This is a genomic window from Flavitalea plasmicola, from assembly GCF_030546645.1.
Taxonomy (GTDB): domain Bacteria; phylum Bacteroidota; class Bacteroidia; order Chitinophagales; family Chitinophagaceae; genus Puia.
Genome location: NZ_JAUOTO010000001.1, coordinates 258,533 through 282,278 on the forward strand (window position 1 = coordinate 258,533; position 23,746 = coordinate 282,278).

General features: G+C 51.5%; 17 protein-coding genes. 6 read left to right on the top strand and 11 right to left on the bottom strand.

The genetic code is table 11. The annotated features are described in order from the left end of the window. Positions 1–61: 61 nt before the first annotated feature. Positions 62–2,932 carry an excinuclease ABC subunit UvrA gene (uvrA, locus tag Q4E93_RS01015; RefSeq protein WP_303582217.1) on the top strand — a complete coding sequence of 957 codons (2,871 nt, stop codon included), beginning with the start codon at positions 62–64 and terminating at the stop codon, positions 2,930–2,932. Positions 2,933–2,939: 7 nt separating this feature from the next. Further along, positions 2,940–3,467: a 5' nucleotidase, NT5C type gene (locus tag Q4E93_RS01020; protein WP_303582218.1), complete on the top strand. Its 528-nt coding sequence runs from the start codon at positions 2,940–2,942 to the stop codon at positions 3,465–3,467. A 611-nt stretch (positions 3,468–4,078) separates the two neighbouring features. On the opposite strand, the gene Q4E93_RS01025 is transcribed toward Q4E93_RS01020, so the two are convergent. The 4 genes from Q4E93_RS01025 to Q4E93_RS01040 all read right to left on the bottom strand — a co-directional run bounded on the left by Q4E93_RS01025 (position 4,079) and on the right by Q4E93_RS01040 (position 7,516). After that, complete coding sequence (locus Q4E93_RS01025) at positions 4,079–4,504, bottom strand: T9SS type A sorting domain-containing protein (RefSeq protein ID WP_303582219.1); 426 nt, start codon at positions 4,502–4,504, stop codon at positions 4,079–4,081. Between the two features lie 149 nt (positions 4,505–4,653). Then, a complete protein-coding gene (locus Q4E93_RS01030) occupies positions 4,654–5,430 on the bottom strand; it encodes a hypothetical protein (protein WP_303582220.1) in 777 nt (258 codons plus the stop codon). A gap of 351 nt (positions 5,431–5,781) precedes the next feature. Next, positions 5,782–6,234, bottom strand: a complete 453-nt coding sequence (locus Q4E93_RS01035; RefSeq protein WP_303582221.1) for a GNAT family N-acetyltransferase — start codon at positions 6,232–6,234, stop codon at positions 5,782–5,784. A gap of 16 nt (positions 6,235–6,250) precedes the next feature. Continuing rightward, positions 6,251–7,516 (bottom strand): replication-associated recombination protein A, encoded by a 1,266-nt coding sequence (locus Q4E93_RS01040; protein WP_303582222.1) that lies wholly within the window; start codon positions 7,514–7,516, stop codon positions 6,251–6,253. Positions 7,517–7,657: 141 nt separating this feature from the next. On the opposite strand from Q4E93_RS01040, the gene Q4E93_RS01045 reads away from it, so the two are divergent. After that, the gene (locus tag Q4E93_RS01045) at positions 7,658–8,953 is read left to right on the top strand and encodes a S1C family serine protease (RefSeq protein WP_303582223.1); all 1,296 of its coding nucleotides are present in this window, start codon (positions 7,658–7,660) and stop codon (positions 8,951–8,953) included. Between the two features lie 13 nt (positions 8,954–8,966). Here the strand turns inward: Q4E93_RS01045 and Q4E93_RS01050 are convergent, their stop codons facing one another. Continuing rightward, positions 8,967–9,449, bottom strand: coding sequence for a hypothetical protein (locus tag Q4E93_RS01050; RefSeq protein WP_303582224.1), 483 nt, complete (start codon positions 9,447–9,449; stop codon positions 8,967–8,969). After that, on the bottom strand, positions 9,442–11,280 hold the full coding sequence (gene aspS / locus Q4E93_RS01055; protein WP_303582225.1) for an aspartate--tRNA ligase: 1,839 nt from the start codon (positions 11,278–11,280) through the stop codon (positions 9,442–9,444). Before aspS ends, Q4E93_RS01050 begins: the two co-directional genes overlap by 8 nt. A gap of 171 nt (positions 11,281–11,451) precedes the next feature. Here aspS and Q4E93_RS01060 point away from each other — a divergent pair, with 171 nt between their 5' ends. Both Q4E93_RS01060 and Q4E93_RS01065 read left to right on the top strand, forming a co-directional pair. Next, positions 11,452–12,342 carry a zinc-dependent peptidase gene (locus tag Q4E93_RS01060; RefSeq protein ID WP_303582226.1) on the top strand — a complete coding sequence of 297 codons (891 nt, stop codon included), beginning with the start codon at positions 11,452–11,454 and terminating at the stop codon, positions 12,340–12,342. A 264-nt stretch (positions 12,343–12,606) separates the two neighbouring features. Beyond that, on the top strand, positions 12,607–13,455 hold the full coding sequence (locus Q4E93_RS01065) for a zinc-dependent peptidase (protein ID WP_303582227.1): 849 nt from the start codon (positions 12,607–12,609) through the stop codon (positions 13,453–13,455). 329 nt (positions 13,456–13,784) lie between these two features. Here the strand turns inward: Q4E93_RS01065 and Q4E93_RS01070 are convergent, their stop codons facing one another. Beyond that, the gene (locus tag Q4E93_RS01070) at positions 13,785–14,831 is read right to left on the bottom strand and encodes an NAD(P)/FAD-dependent oxidoreductase (protein ID WP_303582228.1); all 1,047 of its coding nucleotides are present in this window, start codon (positions 14,829–14,831) and stop codon (positions 13,785–13,787) included. Continuing rightward, on the bottom strand, positions 14,828–21,037 hold the full coding sequence (locus Q4E93_RS01075; protein ID WP_303582229.1) for an alpha-2-macroglobulin family protein: 6,210 nt from the start codon (positions 21,035–21,037) through the stop codon (positions 14,828–14,830). The genes Q4E93_RS01070 and Q4E93_RS01075 overlap by 4 nt, the downstream gene beginning before the upstream one ends. A 188-nt stretch (positions 21,038–21,225) precedes the next feature. On the opposite strand from Q4E93_RS01075, the gene Q4E93_RS01080 reads away from it, so the two are divergent. Then, on the top strand, positions 21,226–21,495 hold the full coding sequence (locus Q4E93_RS01080) for a hypothetical protein (protein ID WP_303582230.1): 270 nt from the start codon (positions 21,226–21,228) through the stop codon (positions 21,493–21,495). A 58-nt stretch (positions 21,496–21,553) separates the two neighbouring features. Here Q4E93_RS01080 and sucD read toward each other — a convergent pair whose 3' ends face one another. From sucD to Q4E93_RS01095, 3 genes are read right to left on the bottom strand one after another with little or no spacing between them, the layout of a single operon-like run. Continuing rightward, on the bottom strand, positions 21,554–22,423 hold the full coding sequence (gene sucD / locus Q4E93_RS01085; protein ID WP_303582231.1) for a succinate--CoA ligase subunit alpha: 870 nt from the start codon (positions 22,421–22,423) through the stop codon (positions 21,554–21,556). Between the two features lie 44 nt (positions 22,424–22,467). Then, positions 22,468–23,295 (bottom strand): ABC transporter ATP-binding protein, encoded by an 828-nt coding sequence (locus tag Q4E93_RS01090; protein WP_303582232.1) that lies wholly within the window; start codon positions 23,293–23,295, stop codon positions 22,468–22,470. Between the two features lie 51 nt (positions 23,296–23,346). Beyond that, entirely contained in the window at positions 23,347–23,697 is a 351-nt protein-coding gene (locus Q4E93_RS01095; protein WP_303582233.1) for a four helix bundle protein, read from the bottom strand. Positions 23,698–23,746: the final 49 nt, after the last annotated feature.

Below are 23,746 nucleotides of genomic sequence, written 5' to 3' on the forward strand. Positions count from 1 at the left end.
CTAATGCTTCTTTCCGATTGTTGTACTTATCTTTAGTACTTATTTTTCACTCAATCGAAATATGGAATTGGTAGAAACAAACACAGAAACGGGTATTGCGCCCGGCGAGGAGACTATTGAGGTATTTGGGGCCAGGGTCCACAATCTGAAGAACATAGATATCCGTATTCCCAAGAATAAGCTGGTGGTTATCACGGGGATAAGCGGCAGTGGCAAATCTTCCCTTGCCTTCGACACCATCTATGCCGAAGGGCAGCGCCGCTATATGGAAAGCTTTGGGGCTTATGCCCGGCAATTCATCGGCGATATGGAGCGGCCGGATGTGGACAAGATCACCGGTCTGAGCCCTGTCATCTCCATCGAGCAGAAGACTACCAACAAGAACCCCCGGAGCACGGTGGGTACGGTGACGGAGATCTATGACTTTCTCCGCCTCCTTTACGCCCGGATTGGCGAAGCCTATTCCTACAATACGGGTAAGAAGATGGTGAAATTCAGCGAGGAAGAGATCGTCGACAATGTCTTTAAGAAATTCAGGAATAAGAAGATCTCCATTTTGGCTCCCCTGGTCAGGGGACGCAAGGGGCATTACCGGGAGCTGTTTGAAGACATCCGGAAAAGGGGCTATCTGAAAGTACGGGTGGATGGCGAGGTGAAGGACCTGGTTCCCAAGATGCAGGTGGACCGCTATAAGATCCATGACATCGAGGTGGTCATCGACAGGATGGCTGTGACGGAAGATATGAAGGTGCGCCTGAGCCAGAGTGTACAGAAAGCGCTCCAGATGGGCAAGGACCTGCTTTTCCTTCTGTTGAATGACGATAACAAGCTGTTTCAATACAGCAAGCAGCTGATGTGCGAGGATACGAGCATCAGCTATGAGGAGCCTTCTCCCAACAGCTTCTCCTTCAACTCTCCTTACGGGGCCTGTCCCACCTGCAAGGGGCTGGGCGCCGTTTACCAGATCAGCATGGACGCCATCATCCCGGATGCGGCCAAAAGCATCAACGAGGGTGGAATTGCACCCCTGGGAGGCGAACGGGAGGCGTACATGTTCCAGCAGGTGCAGCAGCTGGCGAAAAAGAACAAGTTCAGCCTGGACGTGGCCATTAAGGATATGCCAAAGAAGGCGCTCAACCTGGTGCTGTATGGCAATGAAGCGGGAGAGAGCAGAGAGGTGGATTTCAGCGAAACGGCCGGTGAAAGCCAGGTCTACACAACGGAATATGAAGGCCTGGTGAATGCGCTGAAACGTTGGTTTGCCGGCGGTACTTCCGACTCATTGCGGGAATGGGTGGAGAAATTCATGGAACTGAAGACCTGCGACACCTGTCATGGCGCCCGGCTCCGGAAAGAAAGCCTGTATTTCAGGGTGGGAGAGAAGAATATATCGGAGCTCAGCGCGATGAACCTCAACAAACTGGTGGATTGGTTCTCGGGGGTGGAGAAAAAGCTGAACAACAAGCAGAACATCATCGCCAAGGATATCCTGAAAGAGATCCGCGAGCGGCTGCAGTTCCTGGCGGACGTAGGGCTAACCTACCTGACCCTGGATCGCAGCAGCCGGACACTGAGCGGCGGAGAATCGCAGCGGATACGGCTGGCGACTCAAATAGGTTCGCAGCTGCAGGGCATCACGTATGTACTGGATGAGCCCAGCATCGGGCTCCATCAACGGGATAATCAACGCCTGATCCTGGCTTTGAAGAACCTGCGGGACATCGGCAACAGCGTGCTGGTGGTGGAGCATGATAAGGACATTATGATGGCGGCAGACTACCTGGTGGATATTGGTCCGAAGGCGGGTTTTCATGGAGGCCGGGTGGTGGCGCAGGGGCGTCCTTCGGCTCTGCTGAAGCTGGATACGCTGACGGCGGATTATTTGAATGGACATCAGAAGATTACGGTTCCTTCGGAGCGAAGAAAGGGAAATGGCAAGTTCCTGGAATTGAAGGGAGCCAAGGGGAACAACCTGAAAAATGTGGATGTAAAATTTCCCCTGGGCAAGCTTATCGTCGTAACGGGTGTCAGCGGCAGCGGCAAATCCACGCTCATCAATGAGACGCTGTATCCTATCCTGAGCAGGCATGCCTATGATTCGAAGATGACACCCCTGGAATACAAGAGCATCAAAGGACTGGAAAATATCGACAAGGTGATCGAGATCGATCAATCGCCCATCGGACGGACGCCGCGAAGCAACCCCGCTACCTATTGCGGATTCTTCACGGATATCCGCACGCTCTTCGCATCGGTGCCCGAAGCCAAGATCAGGGGATACAATGCGGGCCGTTTTTCCTTCAACGTAAAAAGCGGCCGCTGCGACGTCTGTGAAGGCGGCGGCATGCGTGTCATCGAAATGAACTTCCTTCCGGATGTGTACGTTCATTGCGAAAAATGTAATGGACGCCGCTATAACAGGGAAACCCTGGAGATCCGCTATAAAGGGAAATCCATCAGCGACGTGCTGGATATGACGGTGGACGAAGCCGTGGAATTCTTCCAGAACGTACCGTTTATCTACCGTAAGATCAAGGTGCTGCAGGAAGTAGGGCTGGGATATATCACGCTGGGACAGTCGGCCGTCACGCTTAGTGGCGGTGAAGCGCAGCGCGTCAAACTGGGGACGGAGCTGGCGAAGAAGGACACGGGCAAAACTTTTTATATCCTGGACGAGCCCACCACAGGGCTTCATTTCGAAGACATCCGGCACCTGCTCGATGTCCTGGACAAGCTGGTGAACAGGGGGAATAGCGTCCTGGTCATCGAGCATAATATGGACGTGGTAAAAGTAGCGGATCATATCATCGATCTGGGTCCTGAGGGCGGCGACGGCGGCGGGAGGATCCTGTTTGAAGGGCTGCCGGAGGATCTGGCAAAAAATAAAGAAAGTTTTACAGCGGCATTTTTAAAGGAAGAATTAAAGGCTTAATAATTTTATGGAAAGAATCATCATCGACATGGATGAGGTCATTGCTGACCCGATGGGTGAAATGATCGAATGGTATAAGAAGGAATACGGCGGGGACGTGGACTGGGATAAGATGCTGGTGGGATCCTGGCTGAAAGGTTTCCCGGAAGAGCACCAGTATCTCGTGATGGAAAGGCTGACGGCCCCCGGCTTTTTCAGGCATCTGCCGGTGATGGAAGACGCCGTGGAGGTGCTGCGGGAGCTTAATCAACGGTATGAAGTGTTTATCGTGTCGGCTGCGATGGAGTTCCCCAACTCACTGAAGGATAAATATGACTGGCTGCAGGAACATTTTCCTTTCTTCTCCTGGCGGCAGTTGACACTATGCGGGAGCAAGGACCTGATCTACGGGGATTATATGATCGACGATCATGTGAAGAACCTGAAGGGTTTCAAGGGGAAGCCGTATATTTTCACCACGGCGCATAACCTGGAGGTGACGGGGTACGACAGGATTAATAATTGGAAGGAGGCGGCAGGGATTTTTTTGAAGTAATCCTGGTTTGGTGAAGTGCTCTTGGTTTGATTAGGTGTTTGCAGTTTTTTTTGTGTTTTCGCCAGCCCTAACCGAGCGAAGCGAAGGTTACGAACGAGGAAGAGCGAGGAACGTAGCTCTGACGAAGTTCCGTTCCGTCGCTATACTTTCAATCTCCGATGAGGATTGTTACCATGATAGAAATCTGCTAAGACCCACTCTTGCCCTCTCCGCGGGCAGTCGATCAGCTATGGCCTGGAATCGCCTTACATTGGGATAGTCGATTCAGCCAGCACTGTCCAATAGCATTTCCGTTGAAAATTGATCAAATGCACAAGGGTACCCAATGTACAGCGATGGAAGGCACATAGCTGTCGGAAAGTGAAGAGAAGAAAAAAAACAAAAAAGCCGGCGTCAGCCGGCTTTCGAAGAATATCGCGATATCCCAATAAGCGGTAGCAGGGAGTGATCAATAAAATCTTTGTGCGTAAAGGGTACTAAGAATAGGGAACGGATCAGGTTTTACTTAACCTTCGGATATTAGGATTTTACCAATTTCCCTGCTTGCTTATTGGTTGTTCATTAATCAAATTTGAAAGAGCTTATTTCCACCCGAAAAAACGACTCCGGCACTATCTGACGACCAGATGCCCATTCTCAATCCGCTCATCATCCGTGAACACTTCGAACAGATAATTCCCTTCGCACAGCGTAGTCAATACGGTCGTTTCACGATTCCGGATGCTGGCCTGGTTCACCAGCCTGCCATCCATATCGAATAAATATAGTTGATAGACCCTTTTGTCTTCCCCATTGGCGGAGAAGAACAGCACCTGTTGCTTCGCATCAGGAAAGAGCCTGATCTTGTTTTTTTTGCTAATCAGAGATTTGTTAACCTGGATACTATGGACAGTATCGAAGGTTCCTTTCGACAGGGAATGCATTCCGGCAGGAAGAGGAGATGCATTGGCCGGCTGCAGGATGGTCAGTGAAAGACCGATGGCCGCAACGCCGGTAAGGAGACGACATGTTTTCTGAAGGGTAGAGGTTTTGCTCATAGATACCTATTGACCATTTGAATCAATAAAAAAAATAGGGTACGGATCAACAACAACTAAAAACGGATCAATAACAATATAAACCTAATGGTACGATCAACAACTTTAATGATGGAGCGCCTGCTCCCACGCTTCCGGCACACAAAATTTTAGAACCTCAACAACGGGCAGTGGGTGGAATTCCTCCAGCGTTGCTCGCTGCCACCATTGATGCGGAACCCGATCTTGAAACCAGCCGTAAAGTAGGCGTCGTTCTGTTTGGGGTTACCACGCTTGTCATTCATGTGATAACTTTGCGTGTTGTATCCATTAAGGCTCTTATTAGATATTTGTTTTGCAAGTGCGGCGTCGCTGGGCGATAAATATTTAGCGAACAAGGACGGGTCCACATACCGGGTGCTCACGTCGTCAATATAATCTGTAAATGTTTTACGGTGAATGATCTCAAAAGAGACATTGATATTTTCACTGAAGAAGTATTTGACACCTACACCGAGAGGGATATTTAGCTGGGTAAGGCTATAGTTCTTGCGGTCAGGATATTCAGGAAAACCCTCTCCTTCTGTATGCAGGGGCTTAAGGTTTACCCATACGTCTTCGCCATAGGCGTTTTTGAAGCTGCCCTGTGGGTTAAAGTGAAAAGCGCCAAGGCCGATGACACCATAAGGACGAAGCCTTGCCGTGACATCTTCCGGATCCTCTTCCAGGAACACCGTTGGATAGAATTCCGCCATGATAGTGCCTTCGAAGATCTTCGAACGGAAGTTCAGGTTACGACCCAGACGTGATACCTCATCACCGCCTTTTGCTGTAATAAGGCCGTCAGCGCCTTCAATCTTACCATAATTAAGGGAGAACCTGAATCCCAGCCACTGTGCAGGATAGGCAGTCAGATAAGCGCCAATCGCTATCTTGGTGGTATTCATATTATAGTCCTTTAAGAAGGTGCTGCCCTTTCCGGCGTGACCACCTAAGTCTCCTAAAAAGACCATAGGGCCAACAGTAATACCGGCTTCAGTCGTGTTTTTAAGCTCATCGTCTTGACAGTAAGAAGAAAAATGCAGGGATAGAGTCGCTACCAGCAAGAACAAACACTTCCGGAACAAGGAGTGTAAACTCTGTTTCATGAATATTAGATTTTAGTTTTCCGATGGTTTGGATTCCCCCTTCAAATGAATTGATGGTGGGTTCGCTTACAAGAAACGAAATAATTATTAATAATTGTGCATGAAAACACAAGTATTTTATTCACGCGACCCTAAACTGAGGAATTGCACCTACTCTTTCGTAAGTAAAAGCATTTCAATGTGTTCAATGCCATCTTCCAGGTAGATCTCTCCAGCTTTTTCGAAGCCGAAAGACTCGTAAAAACCCCGTAAATAGTTCTGCGCTCCGATGTGTATAACACCTTTTCCATGAAGGGCATACGCCAGTTTGATGCTCCTGTCAACCAGTACTCTTCCGATGCCCTGGCCACGTACGTCGGGTGAACTTACGATCCGTCCTATAGAAGTTTCCACATAGGAAATACCCGCGGGCACGATGCGTGCACAGGCCACCAATTTATTTTCCTGCCATCCCATTAAATGATGAGATACCTGGTCCTTGTTGTCCATGTCGAGGAAAATGCAGTTTTGCTCCACTACGAAGACTTCGCTTCTCAGGCGCAGGATGGCATAGAGCTCTTCCGGCTTCAGGTCGCCGAATTTCTTGTCTGTCCAATTTGTCATAGCAGGTGTGATGTTATCAATAACCATATTTGTCTTTCCAAAGCCCACGCAGGAATCTTCTCAGCTCTTCTTCGCGGGCGTTATTGCCCGGATCATAGAATTTCGTGCCTTGCAACGCTTCGGGAAGATATTCCTGTGGAGAGAAATTGTTGTCATAATTGTGGCTGTACTGGTAGCCTTTGCCATAGTCCAGGTTTTTCATCAGCCGGGTCGGTGCATTCCGGATATGCAGGGGTACGGGTAGATCGCCTTGGGTGCGCACGGCGGATTGAGCGGCGCCGATGGCGATCGTGGCGGAATTGCTCTTGGGTGATGATGCGAGGTAAGTGGCGCATTGAGATAGGATGAGGTTGGATTCGGGATAACCTATCTTGTTGACGGCTTCGAAGCAGGCATTGGCAAGAAGGAGGGCATTAGGGTTGGCATTGCCGATGTCCTCGCTTGCCAGGATCAGCAGCCGGCGGGCGATGAATTTTACGTCCTCTCCTCCTTCTATCATGCGGGCCAGCCAATAAACGGCTGCGTTGGGATCGCTGCCCCGGATACTTTTGATAAACGCAGAAATGATGTCATAATGCTGCTCGCCTTTTTTATCGTAGAGCGCTATCCGCTGCTGGGCGATCTCCATGACCAGATCATCTGTAATGACGGCGCCCTTTCCGGCTGCATCACAGACGACTTCCAGCAAATTCAGCAGCTTGCGGGCATCTCCTCCGGAGATCCTGATGAGGGCCGCCGTCTCTTTCAGCTGAACCTGCTGATCTTTCAGGATCACATCGTCTTTGATGGCGTGCTGCAGGAGCTTTACCAGGTCCTGTTCGTCCAGTGGTTTCAGCACATACACCTGGCACCGGCTGAGCAAGGCGCTGTTGACCTCGAACGAGGGATTTTCCGTGGTGGCTCCGATGAGGGTGACAATGCCTTTTTCCACGGCTCCCAGCAGGGCATCCTGCTGACCTTTATTAAAACGGTGGATCTCGTCTATGAAGAGGATGGCTTTTGCTTTTTCACGGGCTTCCGCGATGACCTCGCGTACTTCCTTTACCCCCGCAGAAATAGCGCTCAGGGTATAGAAGGGTATGTTCAGCGAATTGGCGATGATCCCGGCAATGGTGGTCTTGCCCGTTCCGGGCGGGCCCCAGAGGATCATCGATGGAGGTTTCCCATGCTCGATGGCAGTCCGTAAAACACTGCCCTTACCCGTCAAATGCTTTTGCCCTACCAGCTGGTCGAGCGTTTGTGGCCGGAGCCGCTCGGCCAACGGAGCTTGTGGAGACAACATAATAAAATTTAAACGTCAATAGTACAACAAGTTAGCCTTTTTCCTGTTTTATTTGCAATAATGAACGGCACTGGCAAATACCTTCTGTTGATCCTTTTACTCTTTCCGGTCGCCATCGCCTGTGGACAGAAAATCTCCGGGATGGAAAACTACGCTGTCAACAGGCCGGGCGTTGTCATGATACGGACAGAATATTCCGCCAATGTCTATGTCAACAGCATGAAGATGAACAATAAGGCTTTCAATGCCTTACTGGACTCTATACAGCGCCTGGACCAGGCCGGCGGTGTCTCCGCCGAACAGAAGCTGGACATCGTGCTCCGGGAGATGAACAACCATCCCACCCGATTTTTTCAGACGACCTTCGACTATATCAAACAGCCCGAGCAGATCACGGCCACGGGCACCGGCTTTTTCCTCACCGGCGACGGATATGTGGCTACCAACTGCCATCTGATCGACAGGGACAATGCCTTCATCCGGCGCCAGTTCATCCTGTCCGCCTTCCAGCAGATTACAGATGCCAGTATCGCCGCCCTGGAAAATTCCTGGGCCACTACTTTCAACGAGCAACAGCGAAGTCTTCTATACAATACCTATGCCTCGGTGTATTCCCGTCTCTTTTCCATGATCCTTTACGGCCTTAAAAAGGATATTTATGTGGTATACCGCAGCGACCGGGAAGACAAGGGGCCCGGAACGGAAAAGAAACTGGCCACCATCGTCAGGAAGGGACAGCCGATGCCTGGAAAGGACGTTGCGATCCTCAAGATCGAGGCCGGTGGGGAAATGCCTGTACTGGCCGTTGCCGACAACCGCCTGCCCAGAGTTGGCGAGCAGCTCTTTGTCTACGGCTATCCCGGTCCTGTCACGAATAATGACTTTCTGGCGGCCGAGTCAGCCATCGAACCCACGCTGACATCCGGTATCGTCAGCGCCATTAAGCATTCCGTAGGAGGGTGGCCGCTGATCCAGATGGATGCCAATATCAACCATGGCAGCAGCGGGGGACCTGTATGCAACGAAAAGGGGGAAGTGGTCGGTCTTACCACTTTCGGCAGCCTGGAGAACACAGGAGGGCTGGCAGCAGGGCTTAATTTCGCCGTTCCGGTGGCCATCCTGGGCGAGTACCTCGATACAGCGGGTATCACCCCACGGCTCAGCAGCGCTTCCCGGCTGTTCGGCCAGGCGGTTTCCTTCTATGACAAAGGACATTATAAGGCTGCGCTCCGGAAGTTCTTAGAGGTGAAGAAGATGAATGATGCGTATCCGGGATTGTATGTCTATATCAATAGTTGCCAGGAAAGCATTAAGAAAGGAATGGATCACTATTCCTCTCCGGTGGAGCGTGTGCAGATGATCTTTGCCGGACTGTTGCTGGCCACTGGCTTGCTGGCCTGGTGGGGTCTCCGCCGGCTCAGTCGAAAGCGTTCATGACGGGATCGATGTTTCATGGAATATTGTTGCTGTCCCTCGACAAATAGTACCATCTCAGCAACCGGAGGTTGATCAACACATTCACCGCCACGCTGAGCCCCAACACCAATGCCTGGATCCCACTCAGACGCAGCTGTTTTTCACTGATGTCCTTGAATTGCGCATTCTCCTGCAGCATGGGCACCACCTGGTGCGCACTTTTGATCAGGGCAATCCCGAAAACGATAAAGAGGGTGCTTATGAACAGTGATACAAAGCCAATAAAGCGAATGCCGGAGGGCGTTTGACTGCTCAGGGGCACGGCGGGGTTCCTGATGCTTCTATGCAGCCGGAGCGCCGCATAGCTGTGCAGGACGATGGCGCTGATGATAAAGCCTGACAACAGGAATAAGGGGTTGCCTGTCACGCCCAGCAAAAGGCATTGCAGACAACCCAGGCCCCAGAAGATCAGGTTGATCCAGGTGAGCACCGCCGATATCTTTAGTGCGCTACGCATGTGTTGTTCCTTTCAGTGCGATGGAAAGCTCTTCCAGCTGTTTGTCATCGATGGTGCTGGGGGCATCCAGCATCACATCCCGTCCGCTGTTGTTCTTCGGGAAGGCGATAAAGTCCCGGATGCTCTCGCTGCCGCCCAGGATGGCGCAGAGCCTGTCAAAGCCGAATGCGATCCCCCCGTGGGGCGGTGCGCCATATTCAAAGGCTCCCAGCAGGAAGCCGAACTTGTGCAGGGCTTCTTCGGGGCTCATCCCCAGGGCTGCAAACATCTTTTCCTGTAGCTCCCGCTGGTAGATCCGGATAGAGCCGCCACCGATCTCGTTGCCATTCAGCACCATGTCGTAGGCGTTGGCCTTGATATTGGAGTAGGGATGCTCCAGGTATTTCTCCGCATTTTCGATGAGGGGATTGTTGTCGATCATTACGCTGATGTCCGAAGGCTTCGGCGATGTGAAAGGGTGGTGACGGGCAACCCAGCGATTGTCTTCCTCGGCATATTCAAAGAGGGGAAAGTCCAGCACCCAGAGCAGCTTGAATTCATTTTCCTTACGTAGCCCCAGTCGCCGCCCCATTTCCAGCCGGAGCTCGCTGATGGCTTTGCGTGTGCGCTCTTCCCTGCCGGCCAGGATAAGGATCAGGTCGCCAGGTTTGGCGCCAGCCGCAGCCGCAATGGCTTTCAGCTTCTCCTCGTTATAAAATTTGTCGACGCTGCTTTTGAGGGTGCCATCTGTGTTGTATTTGACAAATACCAGCCCCTGCATACCGATCTGTGGCCTTTTGACCCATTCGGTGAGTTCGTCCGTTTGCTTGCGGGTGTATTCACTGCATCCCGGGACGGCAATGGCCAACACGGTCTCCGCATTGTCGAATACCCCGAACCCGGCGCCGTTGATCAGCTGGCCTGTGGGGGCTGCGTCCCCGTTGCTCAGAATAAAGGCGGATTTGAGGTTCAGCAGCTTCATGCCGAATCTTATGTCCGGCTTGTCATTGCCGTATTGCCACATGGCCTGTTCCCAGGTCATGCGCTCCACCTTTTCCGTATAGTCTATGTTCTTTACGGCCTTGAAAATATATTTGATCATGCCTTCGAACATGTTGAGGATATCCTCCTGTTCGACAAAGCTCATCTCACAGTCTATCTGCGTGAACTCGGGCTGCCTGTCGGCACGGAGGTCCTCATCCCGGAAGCATTTGACCACCTGGTAATACCGGTCATAACCGCTGACCATCAGCAGCTGCTTAAAAGTCTGCGGTGATTGGGGGAGGGCATAGAACTGGCCCTGGTTCATACGGGAGGGGACCACAAAGTCACGCGCTCCCTCCGGTGTGGACTTGATGAGAAAAGGCGTTTCGATGTCCATGAACTGTTGCTCATGCAGGTAATTCCTGGCAGCCCGGTTGACGGCATAGCGCAGCTCCAGGTTCTTTTTCACCGCATTGCGGCGAAGGTCAAGGTACCTGTATTTCATGCGCAGGTCATCCCCCCCATCCGTATCATCCTGGATGGTGAAGGGAGGGGTAACTGATTTGTTCAGTGTCTTGAAGGAGGTGACATTTATTTCAATGTCGCCTGTGGGTATATTGGGGTTCTTATTTGTCCGCTCAGTCACAGTGCCTTTCACCTGCAGCACGAATTCACGGCCCGGAGGATTCTCCGCCAGCTCTTTATTCAGCTCCTCTCCAAAAAGCAATTGGGTAATGCCATAACGGTCACGGAGGTCGACGAAAGTGATGCTCCCGAATTTACGTACTGTCTGCACCCAGCCGGCCAGGGTCACGGCTGCCCCGGCATGGTCCTTTCTTAATTCTCCGCAAGTATGAGTTCTATACATCCTGAAGTTTTTTCTTGAGGGGCAAAGGTAATTTAAAACCCTTCAGTTTTTATCCGAAAATGGGGTCCGGAACGGGGATTTGTTGTCCTGATCACAAATTTATTCACAATAGCCGCGGGAAGCCCGGCCCTACCGTTGCAAAAGCGGGAAAAAACTGTATTTTTCGGACCTATGCGCATGTTGACCGAGATAGCCCTGATCATAGGCCTGGTTATAGCTGTTTTTTTAATAGCCAGGTTGAGCCGGTATATTCTCAAAGAGGTCCGTGCGCTGAAGGTCATCCGGATCTATGACGACAGGCATTGGGATTTCGACCATATTCTCTCTCAATACAATCCTTATTATAAGAGCCTGGATGACACGGTGAGAGACAGGTTCCTGCGCCGGGTGCTCCATTTCATGGAGGATAAGGAGTTCGAATATATAGACCTGGAAAAAGAGGAACGCATGCCCTTGCTCATCAGCGCCGCGGCCGTACAGCTCACCTTCGGCCTGGAACATTACCTGCTGGATTATTTCAAGACCATTTATATTTTACGGGAGAATTACCGGTTTGGGCTGTATAATATGCCGTTCGAAGGTCACGTCAGCGAAGACGGCATCTATCTTTCCTGGGCTAACTTCATCCGGGAGTTCACTGATTATTCCGATGGTCAGAATGTCGGTCTTCATGAGATGGCCCATGCGCTGACCTATGTCAATTTCACGGTCGATGATGGCAAGGACGACACCTTCCATGATAAGTTCAAAGATTTCTCCGAAGTGGCCCGTCCCATCTTCGAACGCATGCAGGCGGGCGAGTCCACTATCCTGGATCCGTATGCCGCCACTAATTACCAGGAATTCTGGGCCGTCAGCATAGAAACCTTTTTCGAACGCGCCCATGCCTTTAAAAAGCAATTGCCCGAACTGTATACCTCCCTTTGCAGCCTCCTGAACCAGGACCCGCTGACCCCCCGTAAAATTATCGATGCAACATTCCTGGAGGAGATGGCCGGAACGCTCTCCGAAACCGCGCTTTCTTCCGAAGTGCTCCCCGCCCCGGAAGGCACCCAACTTTAAAACATTTTTAACTTGTTGATAATGAGGGAGATGTTAAAATTTAACGAAAACATCTTCACATAGCTTTTGATTTTTAAATATTATTTCTATCTTGTTCGCAATCCGTAATGATTCATTTCCTCTTGATTAACCTACCTGGGTTTTCCTCCTCAGAACGAACCGGAGGTTCATTTGATCTGAAAGCCATAGTACCGTATCCAACACCGATGTAAGGCCCGATCGTACCGATCGTTTCTTTTGAATCACAAAGAAAAATGGAACCTTATGGAAATCGTTGTCATTATTGCTCTGGTACTGGGAATATTGTTCCTAAACCGCCCGGTGACCTTGCTTTTTCAGCGCCTGTACACCAGGCATCAATTTAAACGCTTTACAGCGGCGGAGACCTTTTATCATTCTGTTGTATCCCGTCATTTTAAATACTACAACCGGCTGAGCCTGGAAGAACAGCAGAAATTTCTTTTTCGCACCTACGTATTCGAACACTCCAAGAACTTCCATTATATAGAGGTAGAGCGGAATGCCGAAATGCCGATCCTGGTGAGCGCTGCTGCAGTGCAGCTTACTTTCGGGCTGGAGAAGTTCAAGCTCAGCTATTTTGACGATATCTTCATCCTTAGGGACGATTACCATTACGGATTCTATTCCCGGCCCTTTATGGGGCACGTAGATCAGACAGGGATCTATCTCTCCTGGGATAATTTCATCAAGGGTATCTCAGGCGAAACACCCAATTGCAATGTCGGGCTGCATGAAATGGGGCATGCATTGGCGTATGTAAACTTCGTTACCCAGACGGAAGAAGACAAGCATTTCAAAGCCGAGTTCCATAATTTCTCCAAGGTAGCCCGGCCGATCTTCACGGCTATGCAAGGCGGCGCAAAGAATTTCCTGGGTGACTATGCGGCCACGAACTACCATGAGTTCTGGGCCGTGGCGATCGAGATGTTTTTTGAGAATGCGGTGCAATTCAGGCATGAGCTGCCCGATCTGTATGAGGCGATGATCCGGGTGCTGAATCAGGACCCGCTGAGCTTTATTACGAGCAACAGGACGATCATCCGCCGGATGGATCCCACGGCCGCCAATCGTAAGAAGGCCATGATACAATAGCAAGCCGCGAGCTTATAGCCTCGAGCCACGAGCTGAGGATTTTATTTAAGACCTGCTCGAAAAACATATTCTCGATGGCGTCATAGATGGCATTCAGCTGTACGTCGTGTTCACCCAGGCGGTCCCTGATCTCCTGCAAAACAGACCACAAGTCTGTTGGCCGAAGGCCTATCATTAGATGTTTGCGCCAAAGGGCTATTTTCAAGTTAAGCCCGACAGCGCAAACAAGGGACGGCGATGCTGTTCTGCTCTATGAGGTCACAATTTGTGACCGCATCCATTCTCCTTCGGCGAGCCGGAACATAAAATCTTCGGGAAAACGCAATCAATCACCTACTCAAAATTTTTGCAAATCTCTTGACATCCACGTTCGGCTGTATAGCTTTCCCCCGAACCATATGCTCCACCAGCTGATGGGCAAAGTACGGCGCCAGCGAGCAGCCCTTTGTACCCATACCATTGAGGATACCAACGGCGGGGTGTAAGGGATGAAAACCTACGAAAGGCCTTCGTTCGAGCGTAGCCGGACGCACGGAGGCGAAATGATCGATGACCTGGAGCGGGAGTTTGATCCAGTTTTTTAATGCGGCTTCGGTCCTTTCCCTGAAAGTGTTGGTAGGATTGGTGTCGGAGAATGACCATTCGTACGATGAGCCCACCCAATACAGTCCGTCCTTCCAGGGGGCGAGCGTGATGCCTTTCTTGAAGACCGCCGTTTGCTGATCGAGCTGGGGGATATCCAGGATCAGCGCCTCGCCCTTATTCGGCGCGAAAGGCAGGCGGGAAAAATAAGGGTTGCTGAAACTGGCGATACCGTCACAGAAAATGACCATCCGGGCGGTGATGTCCTTATATTGTATGCTGTCGGGGCGTATGGTCAATGCCTGCTGGTCGAAGTATTCTTCCCGCAAAGTTCTCTGGTCCAACATCCGTCGACGGGCGGTGGGCAGCAGTTTGGGAAGGTCAACGAGATAGCAGGGGGCGATGGTCCCAAAACCGAGTTCGTAATGAAAGCTGCTATCCCAGGCATGGTCATCGGCCGCCAACTGAATGTATTGCGGGTCGTCTTTGAGCCTGTCCAGGAAGGCCAGGCGCATCTGGGCCGTAGGGAAGAAGTCGATCAGGTCCACCCGACGCATACAATCCGGCGCCATCTCTCCATATGCCTTTTGGGCAAAATCCAGCAGCTCGTCGATCATCCATGTTTTTACGATCCGGCGACCGGTGACCGGGTTGATAAGACCCGCCGCCGCACGGGAGGCCGTATGGGGCCGCTCTTCATCGATCACGACGAAGGTGCGTCCCGCCTGCTCAAGGTACCAGCTGAGAAAAGTGCCGCAAATACCCTGTCCGACGATCAATACATCCTTCATCATGGTTTGGCCTCCTCGACATTGACCCTGATGCCTTCACTGTGGTAGCCGAACTCGGGAGCATACATACATTCGATGCTCGTCACGCCATTGCTGAAATTACCGGCTTGTCCAACAAACAGCGGATATTCAAAAACGAAAGTACCCCTGGGCAGATAGGAGAAGAAGAAATCCGTGCTGGCGTCACGCGTGCTCTCATAATATCCCAGCCCGCCCTGCCATTTATAGCCGCTGAGGACGTTGACAGGCTCCATACAGGCGGCGCGCATATCCTTCATGTGCACATATTCCATGCTCCTGTCCGACTGGATCTCGATCCGGACCTTTACTTTGTCGCCGGGATGCAGGACGCCGTTTTCAGGTACGGGCTCCAGCACGGGGCCGCGGTCCGTATTTTTTTCGATGAATAGCTTTTTCGTCAGCTTCAGCGGGGCTTTGGCATTGGTTGCGGACGTGATCTTGTCCAGGTTCTCGAAATACTGCCAGTAAACAGCGCCCCAGGCAGGTGAGCCGCCGGCAGGACTGGCAGGGCCGCCCGTACCAGTCGTTTTCATCGTCACGGTGATATTACCCATGGAAGGCTGTACAAACGGCCCGTCGAAAACTTTTTTGAAATAGCCAGTGCCGGCTTCCGCATCGGCCGCATCCGAAGACGCCGTCTTGCTGCCCAGCCGGATGTCGACCTTTCTTTCCGCGCTCAGCCAGTCACTATTGCCCATCAGCAGGGCATAGCAGGCGTCGGCTGTCGCCTTTGTCGTGGTCCAGTTGTGTGTTTGTTTCTGCCGCAGCAGCCAGGTCCTCAGAGCATTCTCCAGTCCGCTGGCGGGAGCAATCTCGTGGAAGGCTTCCGTCAGCAGGGATTGGGTCTCGATGGGCGCCTGGTACCAATAATAACCGCCTTCCATGCCTTTCCAATACATGCCTTTTTCTTCGTCGCGGATAGCCGTCTCTTTCAGCGAGGCCAGGATATTTTTTGCTGTATAGACGTCTCCTGTGCGAAAGAGGGCCAGGGCGATCATCCCCTGCATGTATTTGCTTGTCTGCAGCCATCCATCGCGGGCTTGCTTGCGGAAATAATTGACTGCGGGGAAGACGTCTCCCGGAATACCATAGTCGCTGAAGAAGCTGCGCATATAGAGATACTGAATGGGTGTCTCGCCGATCCAGACGGGACCGGCTTTTTTGCCAGCCGGAAGAGGTTTGTTCGTCTTTTGTTGTTTCAGGATGTCTTCGTAGTCCTTCTTTAGCTTGCTGTCCAGGTAAGGAAGAGCAGTCTGCACGATGGCTTTCACCTGCGCTGCCATGGAAGGGGGGACGGCATCCAAATGCTGCAGGTGGCCGATGCCTGTGAGGATGTATTGGGTGATATAGCGGTCGTCGGGTCCGCCCTTGAACCATACGAACCCGCCATTGTCGGATTGCATGTCTTTCAGCTTTGCCAGGGAGGATTCCAGCTCACGGCTCATACGCACCATGTCGAACAGCAGGGCGATATGCTGTTTTTGCTGCGACTCGGTCTTGCCCTGCAGCACCCAGGGTGTTTCCTGGAGCAGCACTGATTTCAGTTCCTGGTTCTTTTCCAGATTGCTGAGGAGGGCCGCCGTGTCTGTCGTTTTCCATTTGTCGAAGATCTGTCTGATGCGTGGCGAGCTGCCGGCGATCTTGCTGGCCAGGGCATTGGCATAAAATCGGTTAAAGGTCTGTTCGGCGCATTCATAAGGATACTCCATCAGGTAGGGGAGGGCCTGCACGGCATACCAGGCGGGATTGCTGGTGAACTCTACCGTCAGCGCGTGATGGTTGAGGGTCTCGCTGCTGCCGCTTTGTAAGAGCTTGTCAAAATGGAATGCTTTGACGCCGTCTGCGGGGAGATTCAGCGGAAGGCTTTCTGTGACGAGCATGCGGTTGCTGACCACGGGCAGTACGGCCTCTTCCCCATCGCTGTTTTCCTTGCTCCGGGCGATGATGCGGTAGGTGAGAGGGCGGTTATACTGGTAAGGGATGTCCAGGGGGAAGCTGGCGACAGCGCTTTGGCCCGCAGCCACGGTGAAATATTGATTGGCTTGCCTGTTGCTGAAGATGCCGTCGGCTGTCAATCCCGTGGTGGGGTCGATCAGCTGCAGCTCTATCTGTCCTGTCATTTCCGAGTCGGTGAGGTTGACGACCTTGACGCCCAGCTCCATGCGATCGCCTTCGCGGAGAAAGCGGGGGGCGTTGGGCTGGACCATCAGCTTCTTTTGGGTGACAACGGTCTTTTCCGAATAGCCGAAGGAAAGGTCCTTCGTATGGGCCAGCACCATCCATTTCCATTTGGTGAGGGCTTCGGGCATGGTGAAGGAGAAGGTGACGCTGCCGGAGTCGTCGGTCTTCAGCTCGGGGAAGAAGAAGGCTGTTTCATTGAAGTTCCTGCGGATCTGGACAGGGGTGGATACTGCCGCATCGGCAGGTAGTTCAGGGACGATCGTTGCCACACTGTCGGAGGTCGCCGTAGCGTCATCTTTATAGAGTGCCTGCAACCCGGGAACTCTTCCACTGACGTTTTTGCTCATTTTATCCGACCGGACATACATATCACTGCCTTTTACTTCCATATTTAACACCGCGCCGGGTTGTCCCGGCGCCATCGTACGAATACCCCGCAAACGGACCTGACCATACCTGTTTCCCCCATGAATGGCCATCAATTCGTCGTATTGCTTGAGAAAGGATGGGTATTCCCTCTCCTGCACGTACCGCGGCGTTGCATTGGCGGCGGCGAAGTTACTGGCCCCGTTCCAGGCCATGCCGGAACTAAATACAGGATATATAGCCGGAACAGACCATTCATGATATTTGAACTGGTCCAGCGAAGCGTCATACATGCCGGCCAGGGCTTCCGCTGCCACCTTATCCGCCTGCCGGCCCTTGATAGTGACCTTCCATTTTTCTTCGTTCCCCGGCAGGACCTTGTCCCTGTAAGTATCATAGTGTATGCTGAGCTCTTTATTGGTCCAGGGTACATGCACGGTGTAATTCCTGGTATAGATACGGTTGTCCTTTACAAAAACGTCGCCAATGCCGAACCCGCCCCGGTTGGCCTCTGTCACGGGGAAGGACGTGCGCTGCATTCCTTTGTCCAGCGTGAGGAAGCTAAGGGCGCCGACGGAGTCGGTGGTGGAAAGTCTCCTGATGACGAAGACATTTTCAGCGGAGGAGCCGATGTCCAACGTAGCCTTGCCTCCGGGCTCTACCGTTTCCTCATCCTGTAAAGACCAGGCGTATTGCGGAGTGGCAGGTTTGCCGGTGCCTGCTTCAAAAAGACCGACATAGCGGATCACCTTAACGGGCTGACCGTATTTGTCTTTAGCGCTGGCTTCGATGACATACCAGCCGGGGGACAGGCTTTTGCCGATGTTGAGTTTTTTGCCCGTGGAATCGCTGGTCTGCCATATTTGCGCACCTTTTTCCCAATAGGCCGCATTGGTCTCATTGCTGTACTCGTCATGGGGAAAATTGCGCAGATATTCCTCTTTAGACAATATGAACTGGTCGGGCTCATCCCAGTACCTCTTCCGAATAAGACGATCGGGCGCTTTCAGGGCATACATGGAAATGTTCACGAACGCAGGCTCGGGGACATCGTTCAGGTTGCGGGCGCCGACGACCAGGCTTTTGAGGCTGTCAGAGGGCATGGCGTTGTCTGAAGGCCCGTCGATGGTCAGCTGTAATGTCTTATAACCGGCCTTTACGACAGTGCTTCCACTGCGCGTTTCACCGTTGAGGTCTGTAACATCGGCGGCAATCGTATATTCGAAAACAGGGTCTGTCGCTTTGTTCACCGTCCGGTCGGGAGCTGCCCCAAAACTGATCGTGAACCTACCCTGGGCGTCGGTTCTGATAGTGCCATGTGCGATCTCCTGTTCATTGTTACGGCCGGGCAGGAACCGTCCCATCATGGGCCAGCAATCAAAACAGGGAATCCTTGCCTGTCGCCTGACAGTGTATTTGACCATTGCCCCGTCGATGACATTTCCCGCGAAGGCTTTGGCAGATCCTTTTACCCGGATGGTATCACCCACCCGGTAGGTACCTTTCAGCGTGTCATAGGAGACGAAGAAGAGAGGGCGTTTGTATTCTTCGACGGCGAACGATTCCTGGATGCCGGAGGAATCGTCTCTGATACTGAACTCGCCGTTTAGCAGGTGCTCCGGCAGGCGGAACTGACCATGGTAAGAGCCAAAGTCATTGGAAGTGACGGAAAGCGAGTCGACCTTGCTTCCATTCACATCATAGAGGATGACCTTTGTGGAGAATTGGGGCAATATTTTGGCTTTATGCGTATCAGCGTCGCGGGTCTGCACTATACCTTTGAAATACACAGTCTGTCCGGGCCGATAGATGGATCTGTCGGTGAAGAACCATGTACGCAGATTATCTTTCTCATATTTTGACTTGTCGCCTCCCGTTTCCTCACGCAGGCGAGACTGTTCATAAAATAGATTGTACGTTTCGTCGATGAAAAGATGGTCTGATCCTGCCGTGATCTCCAGGGCCACTTGCGTGTAGTTCCTATTGACCTCGCGTTTTTTCAGCTGGAAATGGCCATGTTCATCCGCACGATAGGTTTCTGCCCGGGCGAAGGCTTCGCGACCGGCTTTATTGTCATAATACCGGGTCCAGATCTGAACGGCGGCTCCTGGAAGAGGCTGGCCGCTCTCGCGGTCCAGGACAAAATAATCCCGGACATTATTGATATAAGCGATCTTGCTGACATGGAAATATGCCACGGACATGAGATTTTTGCCCAGGCTGAAAGTAGAATCGTCGCCAGCTATCAGGGCGTATGATCCTATCGGTAAAGCGTCGATGCTGATCTCGACCTGATGCTGCTGGTAATCATTCGTTCCCGGCAATGTCTGTACGAAGGTCTGTTGCAAGGGTAACTTTAATAATTTTTGCCAAAAATTATCCTCGTAGGTATTATTGCCCAGCTTCATGCGTTCGTCGTGGCTGATGCGTACGATCCTGCCATACAATCGTGAAAAATTACGCCAGCTCACCAGGCTGCGGAAAGGTCTGCCGGGAATATTGACATTTTCAATTTGCAGCTGCAGCGACTTAGCGAGGATCTGCCGCAACAGCTGCGTGCAATGCACCTTCCCTTCGCTGCTGTCCTTTTGGGTAACAACTTTATCACAAATGGATTTCGCCGCCAGATATTCGAAGCGACCGCTGGTGTCTTGGGGTGGATGGTAGCTACCGGCTTTATTTACATGTTCCAATGCCTGCAGATACCATGCTTCGCTGGCGGCGGGTTCATTGGGCCAGCGATCCGTAATACGGACGAGACCGGAGGTATACAGCTCTTCCTTATTCTCCATCACCGCATAATTGTGTACAAAATTCAGCCTTTCGATATCTACATCCAGCAGTGCATCAGGTCTTGCATCGGCGAGATGAAGGCCGATGAGACGCTGGAACAGGAGAAGCGCTTTATGGTGCAGGGATGAGGAGTCGGATGTTTTAAAAGGGCGACGGGTGAAGCCTGCCGCATCCGCGAAAACGGCCGGATCGTCTATCTCAAAAGCATAGGCCGGTTTGTTCACATCCCGTTCATCGGATTTGAAGTAATCCAGTGCGCGATGGGCCAGCAGATCGAATAGCGTGGGCCGTAAGACACGCACATTACCTTTTATAATTAGAGGGTCGTAGGCATCCAGGCGGGTAGATTGCAGCAATTTTTCTTCCTGCAGGGAAGCGAGGAACAACTGGCCTATCTTTTTATGGAAATCCTCTGCACCCCAGGTGGCGATGCTGTCTTTTATGAAATTCTCCGTTTTGGTGCGATGGTAGAGTTGGTAACGGTGTTGCTGAAAATAGTCCCAGTATAGGCTGGCCTGTAAACTCTGCAGGATAGAGCGCGCCGGCTGCTTTGTTCCGGTGATCTCTTTTTCCAGGCCGGTGACGGACCTGATGCCGGCATCTTCCTGATCGCCATTTTGCAATTGGATGCGATAGATCAAAGCTTTTAATAACTGAGGCTCATTTTTTTCCTGTTGTGCACGGGTGTAGATCTGGTTGACCTGGGCAAGGGCCGACTGCGGCAGTCCTTTTATGTTGATCAATGAATCCACGGTCTTCCAGCGGGCGGTATAATGATCCTGGGCGATGGAAAGAAAAGGCGACAGGCATAGGCAGGCGATTATCCGGATACGCAACTTGAAGGTCATAGGAGAAAACTTTTTTAAAGATACTTGATTTAATCTTGTTACCAACATACAGAAGATGCAGGAAATAAAGGGTTTACATAAGCCAAAGTGCTTTTAACGAAGTTCTAACGTATGGGGGTTAAACAGAACTTTCCCATTGCCTTCTTATATACAAGTACAATTAGTACGAAAAATTAAAAAGAAAGATCATGAACACTAAGTTTACAATACTCGTCGCTGCCGGTCTCTTATTTGCCGGTGTCAGCCAGGCTCAGAATGCCGTTGCAATGAATAAAGTAGATTTTAATAATCCCCGCCATGCCGTGATGGTACGTGACCACAGGGAAATATCCAAAGACCGCCACGAGATCCGGCAGCATCGCCATGAGATCCGGAAGGACAAGAGGGAGATCAAGCGCAATCGCCATCAGATCCACCACCATCATAAGGTAGTGAAGCATCATCACAGAAAGTTCTAGGCCATCGATAAAATGAAGAACGGCCCGCGAGAGCGGGCCGTTCTTACGTATGGGAAGTTTACTTGATCACTTTTGCCATGGTGGCTCCGATGTCGGCCGGGCTTTGCACCACGTGGATACCGCATTCGGCCATGATCTTCATCTTGGCTGCAGCCGTATCATCCGCACCGCCGATGATGGCGCCGGCATGTCCCATTCTTCTTCCGGGAGGTGCTGTCTGGCCGGCGATGAAGCCCACGACAGGCTTTTTGTTGTTGGCCTTGATCCACTGGGCGGCTTCTGCCTCCATGCTGCCCCCGATTTCTCCAATCATTACAATGCCTTCCGTGCCGGGGTCGTTCATCAGCAGTTCCACGGCTTCTTTGGTGGGTGTACCGATGATGGGGTCGCCGCCGATGCCTACGGCCGTGGAAATACCCAACCCCGCCTTAGCTACCTGGTCGGCTGCTTCGTAGGTCAGCGTACCGGATTTGGAGACAATGCCGATATTGCCTTTCTTGAAGACAAAGCCCGGCATGATACCTACTTTACATTCTCCGGCCGTGATCACACCCGGGCAGTTGGGGCCGATGAGGCGCGTTTTTTTACCCTGCAGGTAGTTCTTAGCCTTTACCATGTCCTGAACGGGAATGCCTTCGGTGATACAGACCACCAGCTCGATACCGGCCTCCGTAGCTTCCATGATCGCATCGGCGGCAAATGCCGGCGGCACGAAGATAATGGATACATTGGCCTGGGTCGCTTTGACGGCGTCTGACACCGTGTTGAAAACGGGACGGTCGATGTGAGTGCTGCCGCCTTTGCCGGGCGTTACACCGCCGACCACCTGGGTGCCATAATCCACCATTTGTGTAGCATGGAAAGTCCCTTCTGTTCCCGTAAAGCCCTGTACGATGATCCTGGAATTTTTATTAACTAAGATTGCCATGGAGAGTATATTGGTATTGGTGCGCAAATTTAAGGGAAAAATCCTTATTTCAAGGGATCGCTGTTTTTCAGCAGATCGTCCATATTCCTGTTGTTGTCGATCTTGCCTTTCATTTCCAGCATCCGCATATCCTTGGCATCCTGGAGGAACTCAGAAGCGAAAATAAAGTCATTCAGCCGCTGGTTTTTACTGAATATGATCTCCTTATTGCTGCCTTCCCATTCTTTCAGGCCCTGGTACATATAGATGATATGATCGCCTACTTCCATCACGCTGTTCATGTCATGCGTGTTCACCACAGTCGTGATGTTGTATTCTATTGTGATCTCCTTGATCAGCTTGTCTATGAGCAGGGAGGTCTGGGGGTCGAGGCCCGAGTTGGGTTCGTCACAGAAAAGGTATTTGGGGTTCAGCACGATGGCGCGTGCTATACCCACCCTTTTCTTCATACCTCCGGAGATCTCGGCGGGAAATTTTTTATTGGCGTCCTTCAGATTTACCCGGTCGAGGACCTCGTTGACGCGCTTCAGCTTTTCGGCATAGGTGCTTTTGGCGAACATATCCAGGGGGAACATGACATTCTGCTCCACCGTCATGCTGTCGAAAAGGGCTGACCCCTGGAAAAGCATGCCTATGCGCCGGCGGAGCTCTTTCCGGTGCTCTTGCGCCATTTCAGAAAAACCTTGGCCGTCGTACATGATCTCCCCGCTGTCCGGCTCGAAAAGGCCGACAAGGCATTTCATCAGTACGGTCTTGCCGCTGCCGCTGGTACCGATGATCAGGTTGCATTTTCCGGTCTGAAAGACGGCGCTGACATCGTTGATGACTATTTTGTCGCCGAAACCTTTCTTGATATTTTTTACTTCAATCATTTTTGAGCGTCAAGCTGCAAGCTACAAGCTGCAAGCCAGGTTTTGGAAAGGTTAGTTTAATTTATTTATAAACGCGATCAGCATTTTTTGAATTTCAGCTGTTCTTTCCAGCAATTTATCTGCCTCCTCCCCAAGAAACTCATAAAGAGTCGAGATCGCAATTAAGGCTGTCTCTGTTTCATATGCGCTACCCAGAGAATTCTCCAGGAATTGCTTATAATGAGCATTTGTACGCTTAGCGCTTCCTTCGGCGATATTCGCCGGAATTGAAAAAGCAGACCTTCTCAACTGCGAACCTATTTCATATTTTTCCTCAGTCGGTAGCTTTTTGGCAAGCCTGTGAACTTCTATAAAAAGCTCCATACTCTTCTGCCAAACGATCAATTTCTTAAAATCCTTCATAAATCCCTCCAATCATTCAACTCCTAACTAAACCCAGCTTGTAGCTTGA